The sequence below is a fragment of the Streptomyces sp. V1I1 genome, from assembly GCF_030817355.1.
Classification (GTDB): domain Bacteria; phylum Actinomycetota; class Actinomycetes; order Streptomycetales; family Streptomycetaceae; genus Streptomyces.
This window is the reverse complement of the sequence record NZ_JAUSZH010000001.1, coordinates 3093241-3110991: the sequence shown is the minus strand read 5'-3', so window position 1 is coordinate 3110991 and position 17751 is coordinate 3093241. Positions and strand designations below refer to the sequence as shown.

The following is a 17751-nucleotide window of genomic DNA, read 5'->3' as shown; positions in this document are numbered from 1 at the left end:
ACCCGGCCGGCCCAGGGGGAGGCCTACGACGGGGTGAACTACGACGCCTACGACGAGGGGAGCGGGCCGAGGGTCGGCACGGCCTCTTCGGGCCGCTCCTTGGTCCCGGCGGAACACTGGTACCCCCGCGGCGCGTACTCCCCGGGCCCGCCCAGCAGCACCGTGCCGTCCGTGGCGGCCGTCCTGCTCTCCGCGAAGGTGCAGACGATCTGGGCGAGCGCCGCCGTCGGAAGGTCCTCCGGCTGACGGCTCAGCCGCAGCGTGCCCGCGGGATCGCCCTCGCGCGGCCCGCTCAGCGTCAGCGGCCCGCGTACGTACGTTGCGAAGCCGGCCTCGTGCTCCGGCGACGACGGCTCCTCCCGGAGCTCGTCGAGGAGCGCCTGCGCGACCTGTACGCGGCTGTCGACGGCCTTCCCCTCGGGGATCTGGACCGTACGGTCCACGGACTCCAGCTGCGATGCGCAGACCAGGTAGACGCGGACCGGGACGCCCTGCGGCTGCGCCTGCGGGGTTACGTTCTCGCCGGTCACCTCACAGGGCACCCGCGAGGGCGCGGGGCCCGCGTCGACCGGCACCTGGGTGGGCCTGATACCGCAGCCGCCGAGCACGACGGCTGTGATGAGTACGGCAAGAGTGGCTGCTGTCCGCCGGGCACGGGCACGGGTGCGGCTACGGCCGTTCGGCGTCACTGCGCGTCTCCCTCTCCCCGATCGCGGTTGCGCTCTTCGCCATCGTCCGCATCCGCGTCGTCGTGCCCGTCGCAGTCCTTCAGCGACGAGGCGTCGCGCGGCAGCCGCAGTACGAACACCGCGCCGTCGCCGTCCGCGGAGTTCGCCGCGATGATGTCGCCGCCGTGGATGTGCGCGTTCTCCATCGCGATCGACAGCCCCAGACCGCTGCCCTCGGAGCGCGGCCGCGAGGCGCTCGCCTTGTAGAACCGGTCGAAGACATGCGGCAGTACGTCCTCGGGGATGCCGGGCCCGTGGTCCCGTACCTCGATCAGCAGCTCGTGGTCGACCGGCCGCACCGACACCCGTACCGGCGAACCGCCGTGCTTGAGTGCGTTGCCGATCAGATTCGCCAGAATCACGTCGAGCCGGCGCGGATCGAGCTGGGCCATGATCCCGCGCTCGGCGTCCAGCTCCACCGCGTCCAGCCAGGCACGTGCGTCGATGCAGGCGGTGACCTGGTCGGCGACGTCGACCGTGTCCACTACGAGCCTGGCGGTGCCCGCGTCGAAGCGGGTGACCTCCATCAGATTCTCGACGAGGTCGCCGAGCCTCCGGGTCTCGCTCACCACCAGGTTCACCGCGGGCGCGATCATCGGGTCGAGGCTGTCGGCCTCGTCCTCCAGCACCTCGGTGACGGCGGTGAGCGCGGTCAGCGGGGTGCGCAGCTCGTGCGACATGTCGGCGACGAAGCGACGGCTGGACTCCTCCCGCGCGCTCATGTCCGCGACCTTCTTCTCCAGCGACTCCGCCGTCTTGTTGAACGTCCTTGCCAGCTCGGCGAGTTCGTCCGTGCCGGAAACCCGCAGCCGGGTGTCGAGCTTGCCCTCGCCGAGCCGGCGGGCCGCCTCGCCGAGGCGGTGCACGGGCTTGAGCACGGTGGTGGCCGCGGCCTGCGCGAGCAGCGCGGAGCCGACGAGCGCGAGCGCGGTGGCGATCCCCAGCGACCAGGCGAGCGAGTTGAGGTCCTGGCGCTCCTGGTCCAGCGACTTGAACAGATAGCCGGTCGGACCGCCGCCGATGATCCGCGTGCCGCCGACCAGATAGGGCTTGCTGCCGCGCTGGGTGCGCTGCCAGTAGAGGTGGTACGGAACGGAGTTGCCCGCGCCGACGCCCTGCCGCTCGTTCACCGCCTCCCGCAGCTTGTCCGGCACGTCGTCGAGCGTGAAGCTGTCCGGGTCCGATGCGCCGACGATCGGCTTGCCCTCGGCCCGCTCGCCGATGAGCAGCACGCTGTAGCCGGAGTTGCCGCCGGCCATCTGCTCGGCGGCCTTCTGCAGCTCGTTCTGCGTGGGCCGCAGCGGCAGCGCGGCGGCCCGGTTCTGCATCTCCTGGCGGAAGTCCCGCAGCGCCGAGTCCTGCGTACGGGTCAGCACGGCTTCGCGGTTGAGCCAGTACGCGATGCCCGACGCGGACACGGCGGCGGTCAGCGCGACCAGGGCGAAGACGACGACGAGACGCAGCCGCAGGCTCGTCCAGCGAAGTCCGGCGAGGATCGCGCGCTTTGCGGCACCGCTCACCGAGGGGTTCCGTTCCTGTGGGCCGTCACCGTGTGCACATGTCTCACTGCGGGACGTCCAGCCGGTAGCCCACGCCACGCACTGTACGGATCAGGGTCGGTGAGGACGGCACGTCCTCCACCTTCGCCCGCAGCCGCTGCACACACGCGTCGACCAGCCGTGAGTCGCCGAGGTAGTCGTGCTCCCACACCAGCCGCAGCAGCTGCTGCCGCGACAGGGCCTGCCCGGGCCTGCGGCTCAGCTCCAGCAGCAGCCGCAGCTCGGTCGGCGTCAGCTGCAGGTCCTCGCCGTTCTTGGTGACCGTCATCGCGGAGCGGTCGATCACCAGCGAGCCGAAGGTCGCCGAGTCGGTGGACTCCCGCTCTCCGCGCCGCAGCACCGCGCGGATCCGGGCGTCCAGCACACGGCCCTGCACGGGCTTGACGACATAGTCGTCCGCGCCGGACTCAAGACCCACGACCACATCGATGTCGTCGCTGCGCGCGGTCAGCAGGATGATCGGCAGCTGGTCGGTCCGCCTGATCCGCCGGCACACCTCGAAACCGTCGATCCCGGGCAGCATCACATCCAGCACGATCAGGTCCGGCCGCTGCTCGCGCAGCAGCTTCAGGCCGTCCTCGCCCGTCGCCGCGGTGGCCACTCGGTGGCCCTGGCGTGACAGCGAGAGTTCGAGGGCCGTGCGGATGGCGTCGTCGTCCTCGATCAGCAACAGGAAAGGCACGGAGGTCATTCTGGCCCATTGGGGTGCCGGAGTTCGACCGTTGGGGCCCTCTCACACGACTCCTCCGCTTGTGAGAGGCGTTTCGAGCGCTTTCGGGACGGGTCGGAGAGGGCTTTACCGGAGGGTTCCGTCAGAAGACTTGGACCCCGGGGCTGCCGTGCGGCGAGGCGGACCGTTGGGCGGCCGACGGTACAGCGAAGTTGTTGCGGATCTTCCTGACCAGGTCCGCGTAGCCCGGTACGACGAAGGGGCCCACGAGCCGGATGTCCGGAATGAGGTCGACCGGGACCAGGGCCGGCTCCGCGTCCAGTGCGAGGCGGCCCGGTCGCATGGCCGCGTGCAGGAGCCGCCTCCGCTGTTCGTTCCAGCGGGCCGCACCACTGGGCGTCTGCAGAACGCTGCCACCGATGCCGGGTACGACGATCACAAGATGGTTGAGCCGCTGCATGACGATCCCCCGTCTCGCCCCACGCCGTGACCTCATGGCGGACCAGGGGTGACGGCCGTTTGAAGAGTCGACGATAGCGCCACCGCACCAAGGCGGTCAGGGCTTCGACGATTCGCCAATCCGTGCGGTGTCACGGTGCAGTTGAGCGTCTGCAGGGCCCTGTGACAGGTCTGTGACAGTCGACGGACAACGCCATGAAACTGCCGGGGCAAGCTTCTTGGCACACGGACAGAAGCTGACTCCACTCGACGGGGGGCGCGAGATGAACGCACTGCACAGCACCAACTCAAGCGCAGTTGTCACGCGTCTCCACGACGTCGTGAGGAGCACGGAGAAGTCCGGCGCCGTGAACGGGCGGGGGTGCGTTCGCGGCGCCGGGCGTCAGCACAAGCCGTCGTACATGACGGTGGTTGACGCACCTGTGGGGGGCAGCGGGGCCGCGTACGGGGAGGTAACGGGGGAGCGGACGAGCCTTTCGGAGGCGGAGTTCACCGCCTACGTGCAGGAGCGCCGCGCCTCCCTGTACGCGACCGCGTACCACCTGACCGGTGACCGGTTCGAGGCGGAGGATCTGCTGCAGAGCGCGCTGTTCTCGACGTACCGGGCCTGGGACAGGATCAGCGACAAGGCGGCGGTCGGGGGCTATCTGCGCCGCACCATGACCAACCTGCACATCAGCGCCTGGCGCCGGCGCAAGCTCAACGAGTACCCGACGGAGGAGCTGCCGGAGACGGCGAGCGACACCGACGCGATGCGGGGTACGGAGCTGCGTGCGGTGCTCTGGCAGGCGCTGGCCAGGCTGCCCGAGCTCCAGCGGACGATGCTGGTCCTGCGCTACTACGAGGGCCGCACCGACCCGGAGATCGCGGAGATCCTGGACATCAGTGTCGGCACGGTGAAGTCGAGCATCTGGCGGTCACTCCGTCGGCTGCGCGAGGACGAGGTCCTCAGCTTCGGCCGTGACGAGGAAGAGTCCTTCGGCGAGCTGGTGGCCTGAGGGTAACGGGGGGGAACGGGGCCGCTGTTTCGGGGGAGACGGCGGGAACGGGGGCCGCCGTCTCGGGGGAGACGGCGGGAACGGGGGAACCACGGGGTCACGGGGGATCACGGGGGCCACGGGATCACGGGGGAAACCGAGCGGGACCGGACAGGCCGGGGGGTCTTGTCCGGCCCCGCGCTTATTTTTTGCGCCTCTCGCACCGTTCGGCCCGGGGGGCCACCGGACCCGGTTGAGGCGACGGGGCCCGCGCAGCGGAAGCCCGGGCAATGTGAACGTGCGTCGCGAAGCTGCCGCCACCGGGGGCGTGGGGTGCCCCGTACCCCACCATCAAGGGCGGGCGGGAACGACCCCCGTTACGCCAACGTCCGCGCCGCAGGCGACCTTCGGCAGCGGCCCGCGGCCGCCGCCAGGCGGCCCAGGGCCTCCTCCTTGCCGCAGGGGTGCGCTCCCAGACTCGTCTGGCGGGCCACGATGCCGCGTTCCGCGCGCATCAGGCGCCAGCCGCGGCGGAGCAGGAAGCCCACCGACTTGCGGCCCTCGCGCAGGTCCCTGGCCAGTCGGCGGCGGAACGTCGTCGACGGCCGGCCGCGCAGGCACAGTGCGTCCGCCAGCACGCCCAGTTCCTGGCAGCGCTCGACGATGTCCGCCGCGAAGATGCCCTCCGCCACGAACAGCGGCGTGCGGTCGATGTCGAACGCCTCCGTGTCGACGCGTGCGCTCGTGGCGATGTCGTACACGGGGACGGTCGTACGTCCCGTACGGCACAGCTCCACGATCGCGGCCACCGCCGCATCCGCGTCCCAGGACCCCGGGGAGTCCCAGTCGATGTCCGTGCTGCCCGTGACGAGCGGCAGCGTCGGGTCGCCGGCCTCTTTGTAGAAGTCGTCGAGCCGCAGTACCGGCAGGCCGGTGCGGGCGGCGAGGGACGACTTGCCGGAGCCTGAGGGGCCCGCGAGCAAGACGACGCGGGTCGGGATGGGTTGGGAACTCACGGGAGACAAGTGTGCGGCATTGACCCGGCCAGGGGACCCCCCGGGGCAGCGGTTGGTATCGGGAGTCCCAACTCAACTACTCTGCGCACTCACACGATTACTCACGTAGGCAGGAATCCCATGGCTCGTCATGCAGCTTCGAACAACCAGCGGCGCGCTCTGCTGCGCGTCGGCCTGACCGTCGCCGCGGCGGGTGCGGCCATCGGCGCGGGCGGTGCGGCGGCGCAGGCGGCGCCCATGCCGCCGGTGGGCGCACCCCTGGCGTCCGGGCAGTCGGCGGACGACCTCAATGTGCCTGCCGGGGTCGAACACGCGCTGCCGGGCGCGCTGGCTCCGGTCAAGCGCCTTCAGCTCGACCCGCTGGCGAACACCGGCGTCGATCCGCTGAACAACGCCGTGGGCACGCAGATCGCGGACTTCAAGCCGGTGAGCACCGCGATGGTGACGGACCCGGTGGCCAAGGGCGGCGCGCTGCGGGACCTGCCGCTGGTCGGGCAGGCGACGGCACTGCTCCCGGGCTGAGCCGCGCGCACAAGAGAGCCCCCTGCCGCCGGACGGGACGGCAGGGGGCTCAGCCATGGGGCCGGGTCGGCCCGGGCGGGTCAGTACGCCGAACCGGACGCGCCGAGCGAGCCCGTCGGGTGCCAGACCGTCTTGGTCTCCAGGAAGGCCGTCAGGCGGTGGGTGCCGGGGTCGGCCGAGAAATCCACAGCCTGTGGACGAAGGACGCGCTTGAGGTTGTCCGCCGCCGCGATCTCCAGCTCCTTCGCCAGTACGTCATCGGCACCGGTGAGGTCGATGGCGTTGACGTCCTGGTGCGAGGCCAGCGGCGTCGCGATCTCGGCGGTCCGGCCCGAGAGGACGTTGACCACGCCGCCGGGGAGGTCGGACGTGGCCAGTACCTCGCCGAGGGAGAGGGCCGGGAGCGGCGACTTCTCGCTCGCGACGACGATCGCCGTATTGCCCGTGGCGATCACCGGGGCGAGCACCGAGACCAGGCCCAGGAAGGAAGACTCCTGGGGCGCGATGACGGTGACCACGCCCGTAGGCTCGGGGGTGGAGAGGTTGAAGAACGGGCCCGCGACCGGGTTCGCCCCGCCCACGACCTGGCCGATCTTGTCCGTCCAGCCCGCGTACCAGACCCAGCGGTCGATCGCCGCGTCCACGACGGCGGCCGCCTTCGACTTGGACAGGCCCTCCGCGTCCGCCACTTCGCGTACGAACTGCTCGCGACGGCCCTCCAGCATCTCGGCGATGCGGTAGAGGATCTGGCCGCGGTTGTACGCGGTCGCGCCCGACCAGCCGCCGAAGGCCTTGCGGGCCGCGACGACCGCGTCACGTGCGTCCTTGCGGGAGGAGAGAGGGGCGTTGGCCAGCCACTTGTCCTTTGAGTCCGTCACCTCGTACACCCGGCCGCTCTCGGAGCGGGGGAACTTGCCCCCGACGTACAGCTTGTAGGTCTTGAAGACGCCAAGACGAGACACGTCAGACATCGAGGTAGGCCTCCAGACCGTGACGGCCGCCCTCGCGGCCGAAGCCCGACTCCTTGTAGCCGCCGAAGGGCGAGGTCGGGTCGAACTTGTTGAACGTGTTGGCCCACACCACACCCGCGCGGAGCTTGGCGGCGACCGCGAGGATGCGGGAGCCCTTCTCCGTCCAGATTCCGGCGGACAGGCCGTACTGGCTGTTGTTGGCCTTGGCGACCGCCTCGTCCGGCGTACGGAACGTCAGCACCGACAGCACCGGGCCGAAGATCTCGTCGCGCGCGATCCTGTGCGCCTGGGTGACATTCGTGAACAGCGTCGGGGCGAACCAGTAGCCGGAACTCGGCAGCTCGCACGCCGGCGACCAGCGCTCGGCGCCCTCCGCCTCGCCCGTCTCGGTCAGCGCCTTGATACGGGCCAGCTGCTCGGCGGAGTTGATCGCGCCGATGTCGGTGTTCTTGTCCAGCGGGTCGCCGAGGCGCAGCGTGGAGAGGCGGCGCTTGAGCGAGTCGAGCAGCTCGTCCTGGATCGACTCCTGGACCAGCAGGCGTGAGCCCGCGCAGCAGACCTGGCCCTGGTTGAAGAAGATGCCGGAGACGATGCCCTCGACGGCCTGGTCGATGGGGGCGTCGTCGAAGACGATGTTCGCGCCCTTGCCGCCCAGTTCGAGGGTGACCTTCTTGTCGGTGCCGGCGATCTGGCGGGCGATGGCCTTGCCGACGGCGGTCGAGCCGGTGAAGGCGACCTTGTTGACGTCGGGGTGCTCGACGAGCGCGGCGCCCGTCTCGCCGTATCCCGGAAGGATGTTGACGACGCCCTTCGGCAGTCCCGCCTGGCGGCAGATGTCCGCGAAGAAGAGGGCGGAGAGCGGGGTCGTCTCGGCGGGCTTCAGCACCACGGTGTTGCCGGTGGCGAGCGCCGGGGCGATCTTCCACGCGAGCATCAGCAGCGGGAAGTTCCAGGGGATGACCTGGCCGGCGACGCCGAGCGGGCGCGGGTCGGATCCGTACCCGGCGTGGTCGAGCTTGTCGGCCCAGCCCGCGTAGTAGAAGAAGTGCGCGGCGACGAGGGGGAGGTCCGCGTCGCGGGTCTCCTTGATCGGCTTGCCGTTGTCGAGGGTCTCCAGGACGGCCAGCTCGCGCGAGCGCTCCTGGATGATCCGCGCGATGCGGAACAGGTACTTGGCGCGCTCCGTGCCGGGCAGCGCCGACCACTTCTCGAACGCCTTGCGGGCCGCCTTCACGGCGCGGTCCACGTCCTCGGCGCCGGCCTGGGCGACCTCGGAGAGGACTTCCTCGGTGGACGGGGAGACCGTCTTGAAGACCCTGCCGTCCGCGGCGTCGGTGAACTCGCCGTCGATGAAGAGGCCGTACGACGGCGCGATGTCGACGATCGACCGCGATTCGGGGGCGGGTGCGTACTCGAAAGCCATGGTGATCAGTCCACCGTCACGTAGTCGGGGCCGGAGTAGCGGCCGGTCGCCAGCTTCTGACGCTGCATCAGCAGGTCGTTCAGCAGGCTCGACGCGCCGAAGCGGAACCAGTGGTTGTCCAGCCAGTCCTCGCCGACGGTCTCGTTGACCAGGACGAGGAACTTGATGGCGTCCTTGGTGGTGCGGATGCCGCCCGCGGGCTTCACGCCGATCTGGATGCCGGTCTGCGCGCGGAAGTCGCGCACGGCCTCCAGCATCAGGAGCGTGTTGGCCGGGGTGGCGTTGACCGCGACCTTGCCGGTCGAGGTCTTGATGAAGTCCGCGCCGGCCAGCATGCCGAGCCAGGAGGCGCGGCGGATGTTGTCGTACGTGGAGAGTTCGCCGGTCTCGAAGATGACCTTCAGCCGGGCGGGGCCGGCGGCCTCCTTCACGGCGCGGATCTCCTCGTACACCTTCAAGTATCGACCCGAGAGGAAGGCTCCCCGGTCGATCACCATGTCGATCTCGTCGGCCCCGGCGGCGACGGCGTCGCGGGTGTCCGCGAGCTTCACGTCGAGCGCGGCGCGGCCGGCCGGGAAGGCGGTGGCGACGGAGGCGACCTTGACTCCGGAGCCCTTCAGGGCCTCGGCTGCGACGGCCGCCATGTCGGGGTAGACGCAGACCGCGGCGGTCGCCGGGGTGGTGCGGTCGGTCGGGTCGGGATGGACGGCCTTGGCGGCGAGCGCCCGGACCTTGCCCGGGGTGTCCGCGCCTTCGAGCGTCGTCAGGTCGATCATCGAGATGGCCAGATCGATGGCGTACGCCTTGGCCGTGGTCTTGATCGAACGCGTCCCCAGCCCTGCGGCGCGGGCCTCCAGGCCGACGGCGTCGACGCCGGGCAGGCCGTGGAGGAAGCGGCGCAGTGTGCTGTCGGACGCTGTCACGTCAGCGAATGCGGGTGCAGAGGGCATGGTCACAAGGGGAGCATATCTACGCGCGTAGCGACCTGTACAGGGGGGTCCGGGCGAAGGTTGCCCGGAGGAGGGTGGGCGGCAGGTGTCACCAGGCCAGGGAACCACGGCCGGAGGCGTACGGCAGAATCGGAACCATGACCAGTCCCCAGCAGCCCACCGAGCCCACCTACGCCGACCGGACCTTCCGGTCGCCCGGCGCGATGGTGGGCGGAGTGCTGCTGCTCGCGCTCATCACGTGGATCTGCGGGGACGCGTTGATCCGGGGCGAGGGGCGCACGCCGTGGCTGGCACTCGCCGCGGCGCTGCTGACCGTCCCGCTTGTGGTGGCGTACACACTGCGGCCGGCGGTCTTCGCCAACAACGACCGGCTGCGGATCAGGAACCCCTTCCGGACGATCACGCTGCCCTGGGCGGCGGTCGCGGATGTGCGGGCCGGGTACTCCAGCGAGGCGTTCACACAGGACGGTACGAAGTACCAGTTGTGGGCGATCCCGGTCTCGTTGCGACAGCGCAAGCGGGCCGCACGGCGACAGATGCAGCATGCGCAGGACGACCCGCACGGGCGGACGTCGGTGAGCGCGGATGTCACCGACTCCAAGGCGCGGGTCGCTCAGGCCGACCAGACGGTCGCGGACCTGCGGGAACTGGCCGAGCGCAACGCCGCGCTGTCGGGTGCGCAGGGTGAGCCGCAGATCCGCTGGGCGTACGAGATCGTCGCGCCGGCGGTGGCTGGGGCGGTGCTGCTCACGGTGCTGCTGGCGACTGGCTGAGGGCTGGCTGACGTTCGATCAGCTGACGTTCGATCGGTTGACGGTCATCGGCTCGCGGTCGATCGGCTCGCGGGCGGCCGGTTCGCGGTCGGCCAGCTCGCGGTCGGCGTCTGTGACCGCAGTCCCGGTCACGGCGGGCCCTTCCACACCAGCAGCATGTACGCCCCCAGCCACGCCGACCACACCGTCGCAGCTCCCAGCACCACCCCCACCACTGCCGTACGCCGCGCCCGCGCCAGCGCCCGTGCGACCGGCATCAACAGCGGGAAGCCCGGCAGCAGAAAGCGGGCCCGTGGGAAGTAGACGCCGCCGCTGCCGAGGACGACCAGCAGCAGCATGCCGGTGAAGACCAGCAGCGCGATCGGCTGCCGCTCGGCGATGCAGAGCAGATACAGCCCGACCGACACGATCAGCACCACCGACACGATCACCAGGAACAGCTGAGGACGCGTCATGTAGACGAGCAGCTGCCGCAATTCGCGCAGCGTGCGCGCCCCGCCGTCCCACTCGTTCCGCCACAGCTTCTGTACGAGGAAGTAGCCGTCCACACGGCCCACCCGCAGCCCCACCCACGCGACGAACGCCAGCCACCCCGCCGGCGCGATCAGCGCCCCCGCAAGCGCCGCCCCGCGCCCGCCCCGCCCTCCGCGGCAGGCCAGCAGCGCTGCGACCGACACCGCCGCCGCCAGCGCGATGCCCGTCGGTCTGGTCAGCCCTGCCAGCGTCGCGAGCGAACCCGCCAACAGCCAGCGCCCTGCCAGCACCGCGTACAGCGCCCACGCCGCGAGCGCCGTGAACAGCGACTCGGTGTAGCCCATCCACTGGACCATCGCGACGGGCATCACGCCCCACAACACGGTGAGCAGGATCCCGACCCGTCGCCCGTACAGCCGGTCGCCCACCGCGAAGATGCCCCACGCCGCGACGAGCGAGAACCCGACGGCGAGCAGCAGCGCCACCGTCGCGCGTGAGCCGGGCGTGACTCCGGCGACGGCCTTCACCAGCACCGGATAGAGCGGGAAGAAGGCGAGGTTGTTTTCGTTTACACGGGTGCCGAGGGCGTCGTCGTACCCCTGGTCGGCGATCTCCAGGTACCAGCGCGAGTCCCAGGACGTGGCCAGCGTCGGCCAGATGCCGTGCCCCCGCACATGCGACCACCTGGAGAGAACCAGCAGCCCGAACAGCCGCACCGCGAGATAGCCGATCAGCGCCGGCGCGGCCCGTCGCAGCGCCCGCGTCAGCCCGTCCCGTACGCCCGCCGGGCCACCGCCTCCCGGGGCCGGCGGCCGACGGGAGGCGGGGACGGTGGCTCGAACGGTCGCGGCGAGGGACACAGCGGCTGCTCCTGGGACTCGGCGTGCACTCGGCGTGCGCTACCGGGCCACCATTTCCCGGCCGGTCCGAAGGAGCGGCTGCCGCTGCCTCGACTCCGTACGAGATTCACTCGTACGGGCGGTCGTACGGGCGGTCAGATACCGGCTGCCGCCGCCAGGTCCCGCTTGATCCCCTCCAGGACCTCCGTCGCCCGCTCCCGCGCGGACGCCAGCTCGCTCGCGTCCGCGACCGGCACGACGACCTCCAGGTAGCACTTGAGCTTCGGCTCGGTGCCGCTCGGGCGGACGATGACGCGGGCATTGAACTCGCCGTCGAGGTAGTACCGCAGGCCGTCCGTCGGCGGCAGCTTGTCGGTGCCCCGGTTCAGGTCCTCGGCGACGGCGACCCGCAGCCCGGCGAGCGCGGCCGGCGGCTGCTCGCGCAGCGCGCGCATCGCGTTCGCGATGATGCTCAGGTCCTCGACCCGCACCGACAGCTGGTCGGTGGCATGGAGCCCGTGCGCGACGGCGAGGTCGTCGAGCAGATCGGTGAGGGTGCGGCCCCGTTCCTTGAGCTCCGAGGCGAGTTCGGTCACGACGAGGGCCGCGGTGATGCCGTCCTTGTCGCGTACGCCGTCGGGGTCGACGCAGTAGCCCAGCGCCTCCTCGTAGCCGTACCGCAGGCCCTCCACACGGGCGATCCACTTGAAGCCGGTCAGTGTCTCCTCGTACGAGAGTCCTGCCGCGTCCGCGATCCGCCCGAGGAGGGACGAGGACACGATGGACTCGGCGAAGGTGCTGTTCTTGTCCCGCGAAGACACCCCCTTGTGGACGAGGTGCGCGGCGAGCAGCGCGCCGACCTCGTCGCCGCGGAGCATCTTCCAGTCCGAGCCTGCGGGGACGGCTACGGCGCAGCGGTCCGCGTCGGGGTCATTGGCGATGACGATGTCCGGCTGGACCCGGCGGGCGGTCTCGAAGGCTAGATCCATCGCCCCCGGTTCCTCCGGGTTGGGGAACGCGACGGTCGGGAAGGCCGGGTCGGGCTCGGCCTGCTCCTGTACGAGGGTTGGCGCGGGGAAGCCGGCACGGGCGAAGGCGGCGGTCAGTACGTCTTTGCCGACGCCGTGCATGGCGGTGTAGACGACGCGGGCGGTACGGGGGGAGCCGGGGGTCAGCACGGCGTCCGTACGCTCCAGATAAGCCTCCAGGACCTCGTCACCGAGGGTGTCCCAGCCGGTCTCGGCACGCGGTACGTCGCCCAGGCTGCGGATCGCGTCGATCCCGGCGGCGATCTCCGCGTCGGCGGGCGGCACGATCTGGGAGCCGTCGCCGAGGTAGACCTTGTAGCCGTTGTCGCGCGGGGGGTTGTGGCTGGCGGTGACCTCGACGCCGGCGGCGGCGCCCAGCTTCCTTATGGCGAAGGCGAGTACGGGCGTGGGCAGCGGGCGCGGCAGCACGGCGGCGCGGAGGCCGGCGCCGACCATGACGGCGGCGGTGTCCAGCGCGAAGTCGGCGGACTTGTACCGGGCGTCGTACCCGATCACGACGAGCCCGTCGCCCTGCCCCTTCGCCTTCAGGTACGCGGCGAGCCCGGCGGCGGCGCGGATGACGACGGCCCGGTTCATCCGCATGGGCCCGGCCCCGAGCTCCCCGCGCAGCCCGGCTGTCCCGAACTGCAGCGTCCCGGCGAACCGCACGGCGAGCTCGTCGAGATCCTGCGCCTCGATGAGCTTCCCGAGCTCCTCCCGGGTCTCACTGTCCGGGTCCTCGGCCTGCCATGCCCTGGCCCGCGCGATGAGGTCCTGCTGCACGGTTTGGTCCGCCTCTCGTGTGTTCGTCGCCCGACCATTCTCGGGCGCGGTGATGTTCCCCCACCCCGCCCCTTCCCGTAACCGGGGCTCCGCCCCAGACCCCGCGCCTCAAACTCCCCCAGACTTCGTCCGGGGGGACCCCACCACGAGGCTGGATTTCGCGTCCGAGTCCGCTCCTCAATCGCCGGAGGGGCTGGTTTTCGCCCGGGCGGAAATCAAGCCTGTCCGGCGTTTGAGGACAACGCCCGAAGGGCGTACGGGGTCTGGGGCGGAGCCTCAGTTCGGGACGGGGCGGGATTGGGGAAAAGCCCCCGGCCGAGCCGCCGCACCCCGCGCGTCGCGAACGCCCGCGCAACGGCCCCCGCACCCCAAACCAAGCGCACCGTCAGATGCGGTCCAGTACCCGCGTCAGCAGCTCGCCCATCCGCGCCGCCGAGTCCCGCCCCGCCTGCAGCACTTCCTCGTGGTTCAGCGGCTCGCCCGACAGGCCCGCCGCCAGGTTCGTGACCAGGGAGATGCCCAGCACCTCCGCGCCCGCCTCGCGCGCCGCGATCGCCTCGAGGACCGTGGACATGCCCACCAGGTCGCCGCCCAGCACGCGGACCATGTTGATCTCAGCCGGCGTCTCGTAGTGCGGGCCGGGGAACTGCACGTACACGCCCTCCTCCAGCGACGCGTCGATCTCCTTGCACAGTGCCCGCAGCCGCGGCGAGTACAGGTCCGTCAGGTCCACGAAGTTCGCGCCGACGATCGGCGACGTCGCCGTCAGGTTGATGTGGTCGCTGATCAGCACCGGCTGGCCGGGCCGCATGCCCTCGCGCAGGCCGCCGCAGCCGTTCGTCAGGACGACGGTCTTGCAGCCCGCGGCGATCGCCGTGCGCACCCCGTGCGCGACCGCGGCGACACCGCGGCCCTCGTAGTAGTGGGTACGGCCCAGGAAGACCAGCACGTGCTTCGCGCCGATCCGGTACGAGCGGATCTTGCCGCCATGGCCCTCGACCGCCGGCGGCGGGAAGCCGGGCAGCTCGGTGACCGGGAACTCGGCCTCGGGCGTACCGAGCGCGTCGACGGCCGGGGCCCAGCCGGAGCCCATCACCAGGGCTACGTCATGCGTCTCGGTGCCGGTCAGCTCACGCAGGCGCGCGGCTGCGGCATCGGCCGCGGCGTGGGGGTCGGCGGTAGCGCCGTTGAGGTCCGGATTCACAGATGCGTTCACGCGGACGAGGGTAGCCGGTCATTCCCTACGCGCGTAGATGACGCAACTCACGGTCTTTGGATCGTTGTCTTGTCGTTTCCGACAAACGGCGCGTCGAACGCACTAGCAGGGCCGCTTCCGCAGCTCCATCACATAGTCGTGCGGCGCCCCCGCCGAGTCCGCCGCATCCGCAAGCTCCCCCAGATACCGCGCCGACGGCAGCCCGCCCTCGTACCCGTTCAGCACATACACCCAGGCCGGCTCCTCGCCGTCCAGCGTGTCCACCCGCACCCGCATCCGCCGGTAGATGTCCAGGCCGACGCCCTCCCAGCGGTCCATCGAGTCCTCGTCCATCGGGGCGATGTCGTACAGCGCGACGAAGACCTGCGAGCGCGGCGCCTCCACGATCGTGGCCAGCGCCCCCTCCCAGCCCATCTGCTCGCCGCCGAAGGTCAGCCGCCAGCCGTTGAGCCAGCCGGTGCCGCGCAGCGGGGAGTGCGGGGCGCGGCGGGACATCAGCCGCGCGTCGAGGTTGCCGGCGTACGCGGCGTAGAGCGACATGGGATCGAGGGTACGGGAGGGGCACGGGTGGTCGCCGTTCACCAATCGAGGGACCCGGGGCGATGGCACTTGAACCGTGCGGGACAATGGGGGACGTACTGCGGTCCCAAGGGCCATCCCCCGAACCCGGCAGAACGTAACGAGAGCGCGAGGCGTAACCCCAGTGACCCGGATCGTGATCATCGGCGGCGGACCCGGCGGATACGAGGCGGCCCTGGTGGGCGCCCAGCTCGGCGCGGAGGTGACCGTCGTCGACTGCGACGGCCTCGGCGGGGCGTCGGTGCTGACCGACTGCGTACCGTCGAAGACCCTCATCGCCACGGCCGAGGTGATGACGACCTTCGACTCCTCCTACGAAGAGCTCGGCATCATCGTGGCCGACGACACCCCGCCACTGGAGCAGGCGGCCCGCGTGGTCGGCGTGGACCTCGGCAAGGTCAACCGACGGGTGAAGCGGCTCGCCCTCGCCCAGTCCCACGACATCACCGCCTCCGTCACCCGGGCCGGCGCGCGCGTGCTGCGCGGCCGCGGCCGGCTGGAGGGCCAGCAGGCGATGGACGGCTCCCGCAAGGTGGTCGTGCGCGCCGCGGACGGCACCGAGGAGACGCTGATCGCCGACGCCGTGCTGATCGCGACCGGCGGCCACCCGCGCGAGATCCCGGACGCCCTCCCCGACGGAGAGCGGATTCTGAACTGGACGCAGGTGTACGACCTGAACGAGCTCCCCGAGGAGCTCATCGTGGTCGGCTCCGGCGTTACGGGCGCGGAATTCGCCGGCGCGTACCAGGCGCTCGGCTCCCGGGTCACCCTCGTCTCGTCCCGCGACCGCGTGCTGCCCGGCGAGGACCCGGACGCCGCCGCCGTCCTCGAGGACGTCTTCCGCCGCCGCGGCATGAACGTCATGGCCCGCTCCCGCGCCGAGTCCGCCAAGCGCGCCGGCGACCGGGTCGAGGTCACGCTCTCCGACGGCCGGGTCATCTCCGGCTCGCACTGCCTGATGGCGGTCGGCGCGATCCCGAACTCCGCGGGCATGGGCCTGGAGGAGGCCGGGGTCCGGCTCAAGGACTCGGGTCACATCTGGACCGACAAGGTCTCCCGTACGAGCGCCCCCGGCGTGTACGCCGCAGGCGACGTCACCGGCGTCTTCGCGCTCGCCTCGGTCGCGGCCATGCAGGGCCGTATCGCGATGTACCACTTCCTGGGCGACGCGGTGCAGCCGCTGAACCTCAAGACCGTCTCGTCGAACGTCTTCACCGACCCGGAGATCGCGACCGTCGGCTACAGCCAGGCGGACGTGGACGCGGGCAAGATCGACGCGCGGTCGGTCAAGCTGCCGCTGCTGCGCAACCCGCGCGCGAAGATGCAGGGCATCCGGGACGGCTTCGTCAAGATCTTCTGCCGGCCGGGTACGGGGATCGTGGTCGGCGGCGTGGTCGTCTCGCCGCGTGCCAGCGAACTGATCCATCCCGTCTCGATCGCGGTCGACAACAATCTGACGGTGGAGCAGATCGCAAACGCTTTCACCGTGTATCCGTCTCTGTCGGGGTCGATCGCAGAGGTGGCACGGCAGTTGCAGAGCCGGAAAACGACGGGTGAGGCGTGATGCGGGTGTAAACCCGAAGAACCCCGGGCACTCGCCGCATCCGGCGATCAACTACGGTGCCGCTCATACCACTTGGCGGCCCCGTGTGGGCGCAACTTCTGTTATTCGGCGCATAGTGCTGAAATCTATCGGCCGGTCAGGTTACTGTCAGTTTCGTGTTCGCTGCAGAACGTCGCCAATTGATCCTCGAAATGGTGCGTGCCAACGGGGCCGTGTCGCTCCGTGAGCTCGCCCGCGTCGTCCAGACCTCCGAAGTGACCGTACGGCGGGACGTGCGGGCGCTGGAGGCAGAAGGACTCCTCGACCGCCGGCACGGCGGTGCGGTACTGCCGGGCGGTTTTACGCGTGAGTCCGGCTTTCCGCAGAAATCCTTGTCCGCGACCGCGGAGAAGACCGCCATCGCCGATCTTGCCGCGAGTCTCGTCGAAGAGGGCGAGGCCATCGTGGTCGGCGCGGGGACGACGACGCAGGAGCTGGCCCGCCGGCTTGCGCGCGTCCCCGGGCTGACCGTCGTCACCAACTCCCTGCTGGTGGCTCAGGCGCTGGCGCATGCCAACCGGGTCGAAGTCGTCATGACCGGGGGGACGTTGCGCGGCTCCAACTATGCGCTGGTGGGCAGCGGCGCGGAGCAGTCCCTTCAGGGACTGCGGGTGTCCCGTGCCTTCCTCTCCGGGAGCGGACTGACCGCGGAGCGCGGCCTGTCCACGTCCAACATGCTCTCGGCGAGCGTCGACCGGGCGCTGGTTCAGGCCGCCGCGGAGGTGGTGGTCCTCGCGGACCACACCAAGCTGGGCACCGACACGATGTTCCAGACGGTGCCCACGGACGTGATCACGCGGCTTGTCACCGATGAGCCGCCGACGCACGACGACCGCGCGGCGACGGAGCTCCAGGCGCTGGCGGACCAGGGGGTCCAGATCGCGGTGGCCGGATCGGGTGCGGGAGCCGCGGGCGGTGACGGCGTCCCGACGGGGCGCCAGCCCCGCCGGGACGTCCCTCTCCCGGGTCAGCGCCGCACCCGCGGGGGCGCCCCTCTGCGCGCGGCGGCGGGATCCCTGACGCCGGACCAGCCCCCAGCGGAACGCGCAGCAAGGGTGGCGGACCTCCGCCGCCGCTGAGGCCGTGCCCGCGCCGCGGGTGCGGCGTTGGCCCCCGCGGTCAGGGGCCCGGTCTGTTCCGCCGGGGCGCGAGCGCCCGCCGTCGCGGCTGCGGGCACGGCA

17 protein-coding genes are annotated in these 17751 nt (G+C 71.0%); 5 read left to right on the top strand and 12 right to left on the bottom strand.

All coding sequences use genetic code 11. The features are described 5' to 3' along the window. Positions 1-47: 47 nt before the first annotated feature. The 4 genes from QFZ67_RS14470 to QFZ67_RS14455 all read right to left on the bottom strand — a co-directional run bounded on the left by QFZ67_RS14470 (position 48) and on the right by QFZ67_RS14455 (position 3417). Positions 48-689, bottom strand: coding sequence for a hypothetical protein (locus QFZ67_RS14470; RefSeq protein ID WP_307661511.1), 642 nt, complete (start codon positions 687-689; stop codon positions 48-50). Beyond that, positions 686-2248: a HAMP domain-containing sensor histidine kinase gene (locus tag QFZ67_RS14465; RefSeq protein WP_307661510.1), complete on the bottom strand. Its 1563-nt coding sequence runs from the start codon at positions 2246-2248 to the stop codon at positions 686-688. The genes QFZ67_RS14470 and QFZ67_RS14465 overlap by 4 nt, the downstream gene beginning before the upstream one ends. Before the next feature lie 43 nt (positions 2249-2291). Continuing rightward, positions 2292-2969 carry a two-component system response regulator AfsQ1 gene (afsQ1, locus tag QFZ67_RS14460; protein ID WP_175257369.1) on the bottom strand — a complete coding sequence of 226 codons (678 nt, stop codon included), beginning with the start codon at positions 2967-2969 and terminating at the stop codon, positions 2292-2294. A 130-nt stretch (positions 2970-3099) separates the two neighbouring features. Then, a complete protein-coding gene (locus tag QFZ67_RS14455; protein ID WP_307661509.1) occupies positions 3100-3417 on the bottom strand; it encodes a hypothetical protein in 318 nt (105 codons plus the stop codon). A 262-nt stretch (positions 3418-3679) separates the two neighbouring features. On the opposite strand from QFZ67_RS14455, the gene QFZ67_RS14450 reads away from it, so the two are divergent. After that, positions 3680-4414: a SigE family RNA polymerase sigma factor gene (locus tag QFZ67_RS14450; protein ID WP_307661508.1), complete on the top strand. Its 735-nt coding sequence runs from the start codon at positions 3680-3682 to the stop codon at positions 4412-4414. Positions 4415-4770: 356 nt separating this feature from the next. On the opposite strand, the gene QFZ67_RS14445 is transcribed toward QFZ67_RS14450, so the two are convergent. Beyond that, positions 4771-5409: an ATP-binding protein gene (locus QFZ67_RS14445; RefSeq protein WP_307661507.1), complete on the bottom strand. Its 639-nt coding sequence runs from the start codon at positions 5407-5409 to the stop codon at positions 4771-4773. Between the two features lie 120 nt (positions 5410-5529). Between QFZ67_RS14445 and QFZ67_RS14440 the strand changes: the two genes are divergently transcribed. Next, positions 5530-5931 (top strand): hypothetical protein, encoded by a 402-nt coding sequence (locus QFZ67_RS14440; RefSeq protein ID WP_307661506.1) that lies wholly within the window; start codon positions 5530-5532, stop codon positions 5929-5931. Between the two features lie 80 nt (positions 5932-6011). On the opposite strand, the gene QFZ67_RS14435 is transcribed toward QFZ67_RS14440, so the two are convergent. The 3 genes from QFZ67_RS14435 to deoC are packed head-to-tail and all read right to left on the bottom strand — an operon-like array spanning position 6012 to position 9275. Beyond that, positions 6012-6902, bottom strand: coding sequence for an aldehyde dehydrogenase family protein (locus tag QFZ67_RS14435; protein ID WP_307661505.1), 891 nt, complete (start codon positions 6900-6902; stop codon positions 6012-6014). Next, on the bottom strand, positions 6895-8331 hold the full coding sequence (locus tag QFZ67_RS14430) for an aldehyde dehydrogenase family protein (RefSeq protein ID WP_307665845.1): 1437 nt from the start codon (positions 8329-8331) through the stop codon (positions 6895-6897). The genes QFZ67_RS14435 and QFZ67_RS14430 overlap by 8 nt, the downstream gene beginning before the upstream one ends. Then, positions 8331-9275, bottom strand: coding sequence for a deoxyribose-phosphate aldolase (deoC, locus tag QFZ67_RS14425; RefSeq protein ID WP_307661504.1), 945 nt, complete (start codon positions 9273-9275; stop codon positions 8331-8333). The genes QFZ67_RS14430 and deoC overlap by 1 nt, the downstream gene beginning before the upstream one ends. A gap of 137 nt (positions 9276-9412) precedes the next feature. Here deoC and QFZ67_RS14420 point away from each other — a divergent pair, with 137 nt between their 5' ends. Continuing rightward, complete coding sequence (locus QFZ67_RS14420) at positions 9413-10048, top strand: PH domain-containing protein (protein WP_307661503.1); 636 nt, start codon at positions 9413-9415, stop codon at positions 10046-10048. 128 nt (positions 10049-10176) lie between these two features. Here QFZ67_RS14420 and QFZ67_RS14415 read toward each other — a convergent pair whose 3' ends face one another. From QFZ67_RS14415 to QFZ67_RS14400, 4 genes are all read right to left on the bottom strand, one after another. Next, positions 10177-11382 carry a hypothetical protein gene (locus tag QFZ67_RS14415; protein ID WP_307661502.1) on the bottom strand — a complete coding sequence of 402 codons (1206 nt, stop codon included), beginning with the start codon at positions 11380-11382 and terminating at the stop codon, positions 10177-10179. 134 nt (positions 11383-11516) lie between these two features. Further along, positions 11517-13172 carry a phospho-sugar mutase gene (locus QFZ67_RS14410; protein WP_307661501.1) on the bottom strand — a complete coding sequence of 552 codons (1656 nt, stop codon included), beginning with the start codon at positions 13170-13172 and terminating at the stop codon, positions 11517-11519. 385 nt (positions 13173-13557) lie between these two features. Further along, positions 13558-14388, bottom strand: coding sequence for a purine-nucleoside phosphorylase (locus QFZ67_RS14405; protein WP_373430041.1), 831 nt, complete (start codon positions 14386-14388; stop codon positions 13558-13560). Between the two features lie 102 nt (positions 14389-14490). Further along, positions 14491-14928: a gamma-glutamylcyclotransferase gene (locus QFZ67_RS14400; RefSeq protein WP_142214025.1), complete on the bottom strand. Its 438-nt coding sequence runs from the start codon at positions 14926-14928 to the stop codon at positions 14491-14493. 163 nt (positions 14929-15091) lie between these two features. Between QFZ67_RS14400 and QFZ67_RS14395 the strand changes: the two genes are divergently transcribed. Beyond that, positions 15092-16531 carry an NAD(P)H-quinone dehydrogenase gene (locus tag QFZ67_RS14395; protein ID WP_307661500.1) on the top strand — a complete coding sequence of 480 codons (1440 nt, stop codon included), beginning with the start codon at positions 15092-15094 and terminating at the stop codon, positions 16529-16531. 155 nt (positions 16532-16686) lie between these two features. Continuing rightward, entirely contained in the window at positions 16687-17649 is a 963-nt protein-coding gene (locus QFZ67_RS14390) for a DeoR/GlpR family DNA-binding transcription regulator (protein WP_307661499.1), read from the top strand. Positions 17650-17751 lie beyond the last annotated feature (102 nt).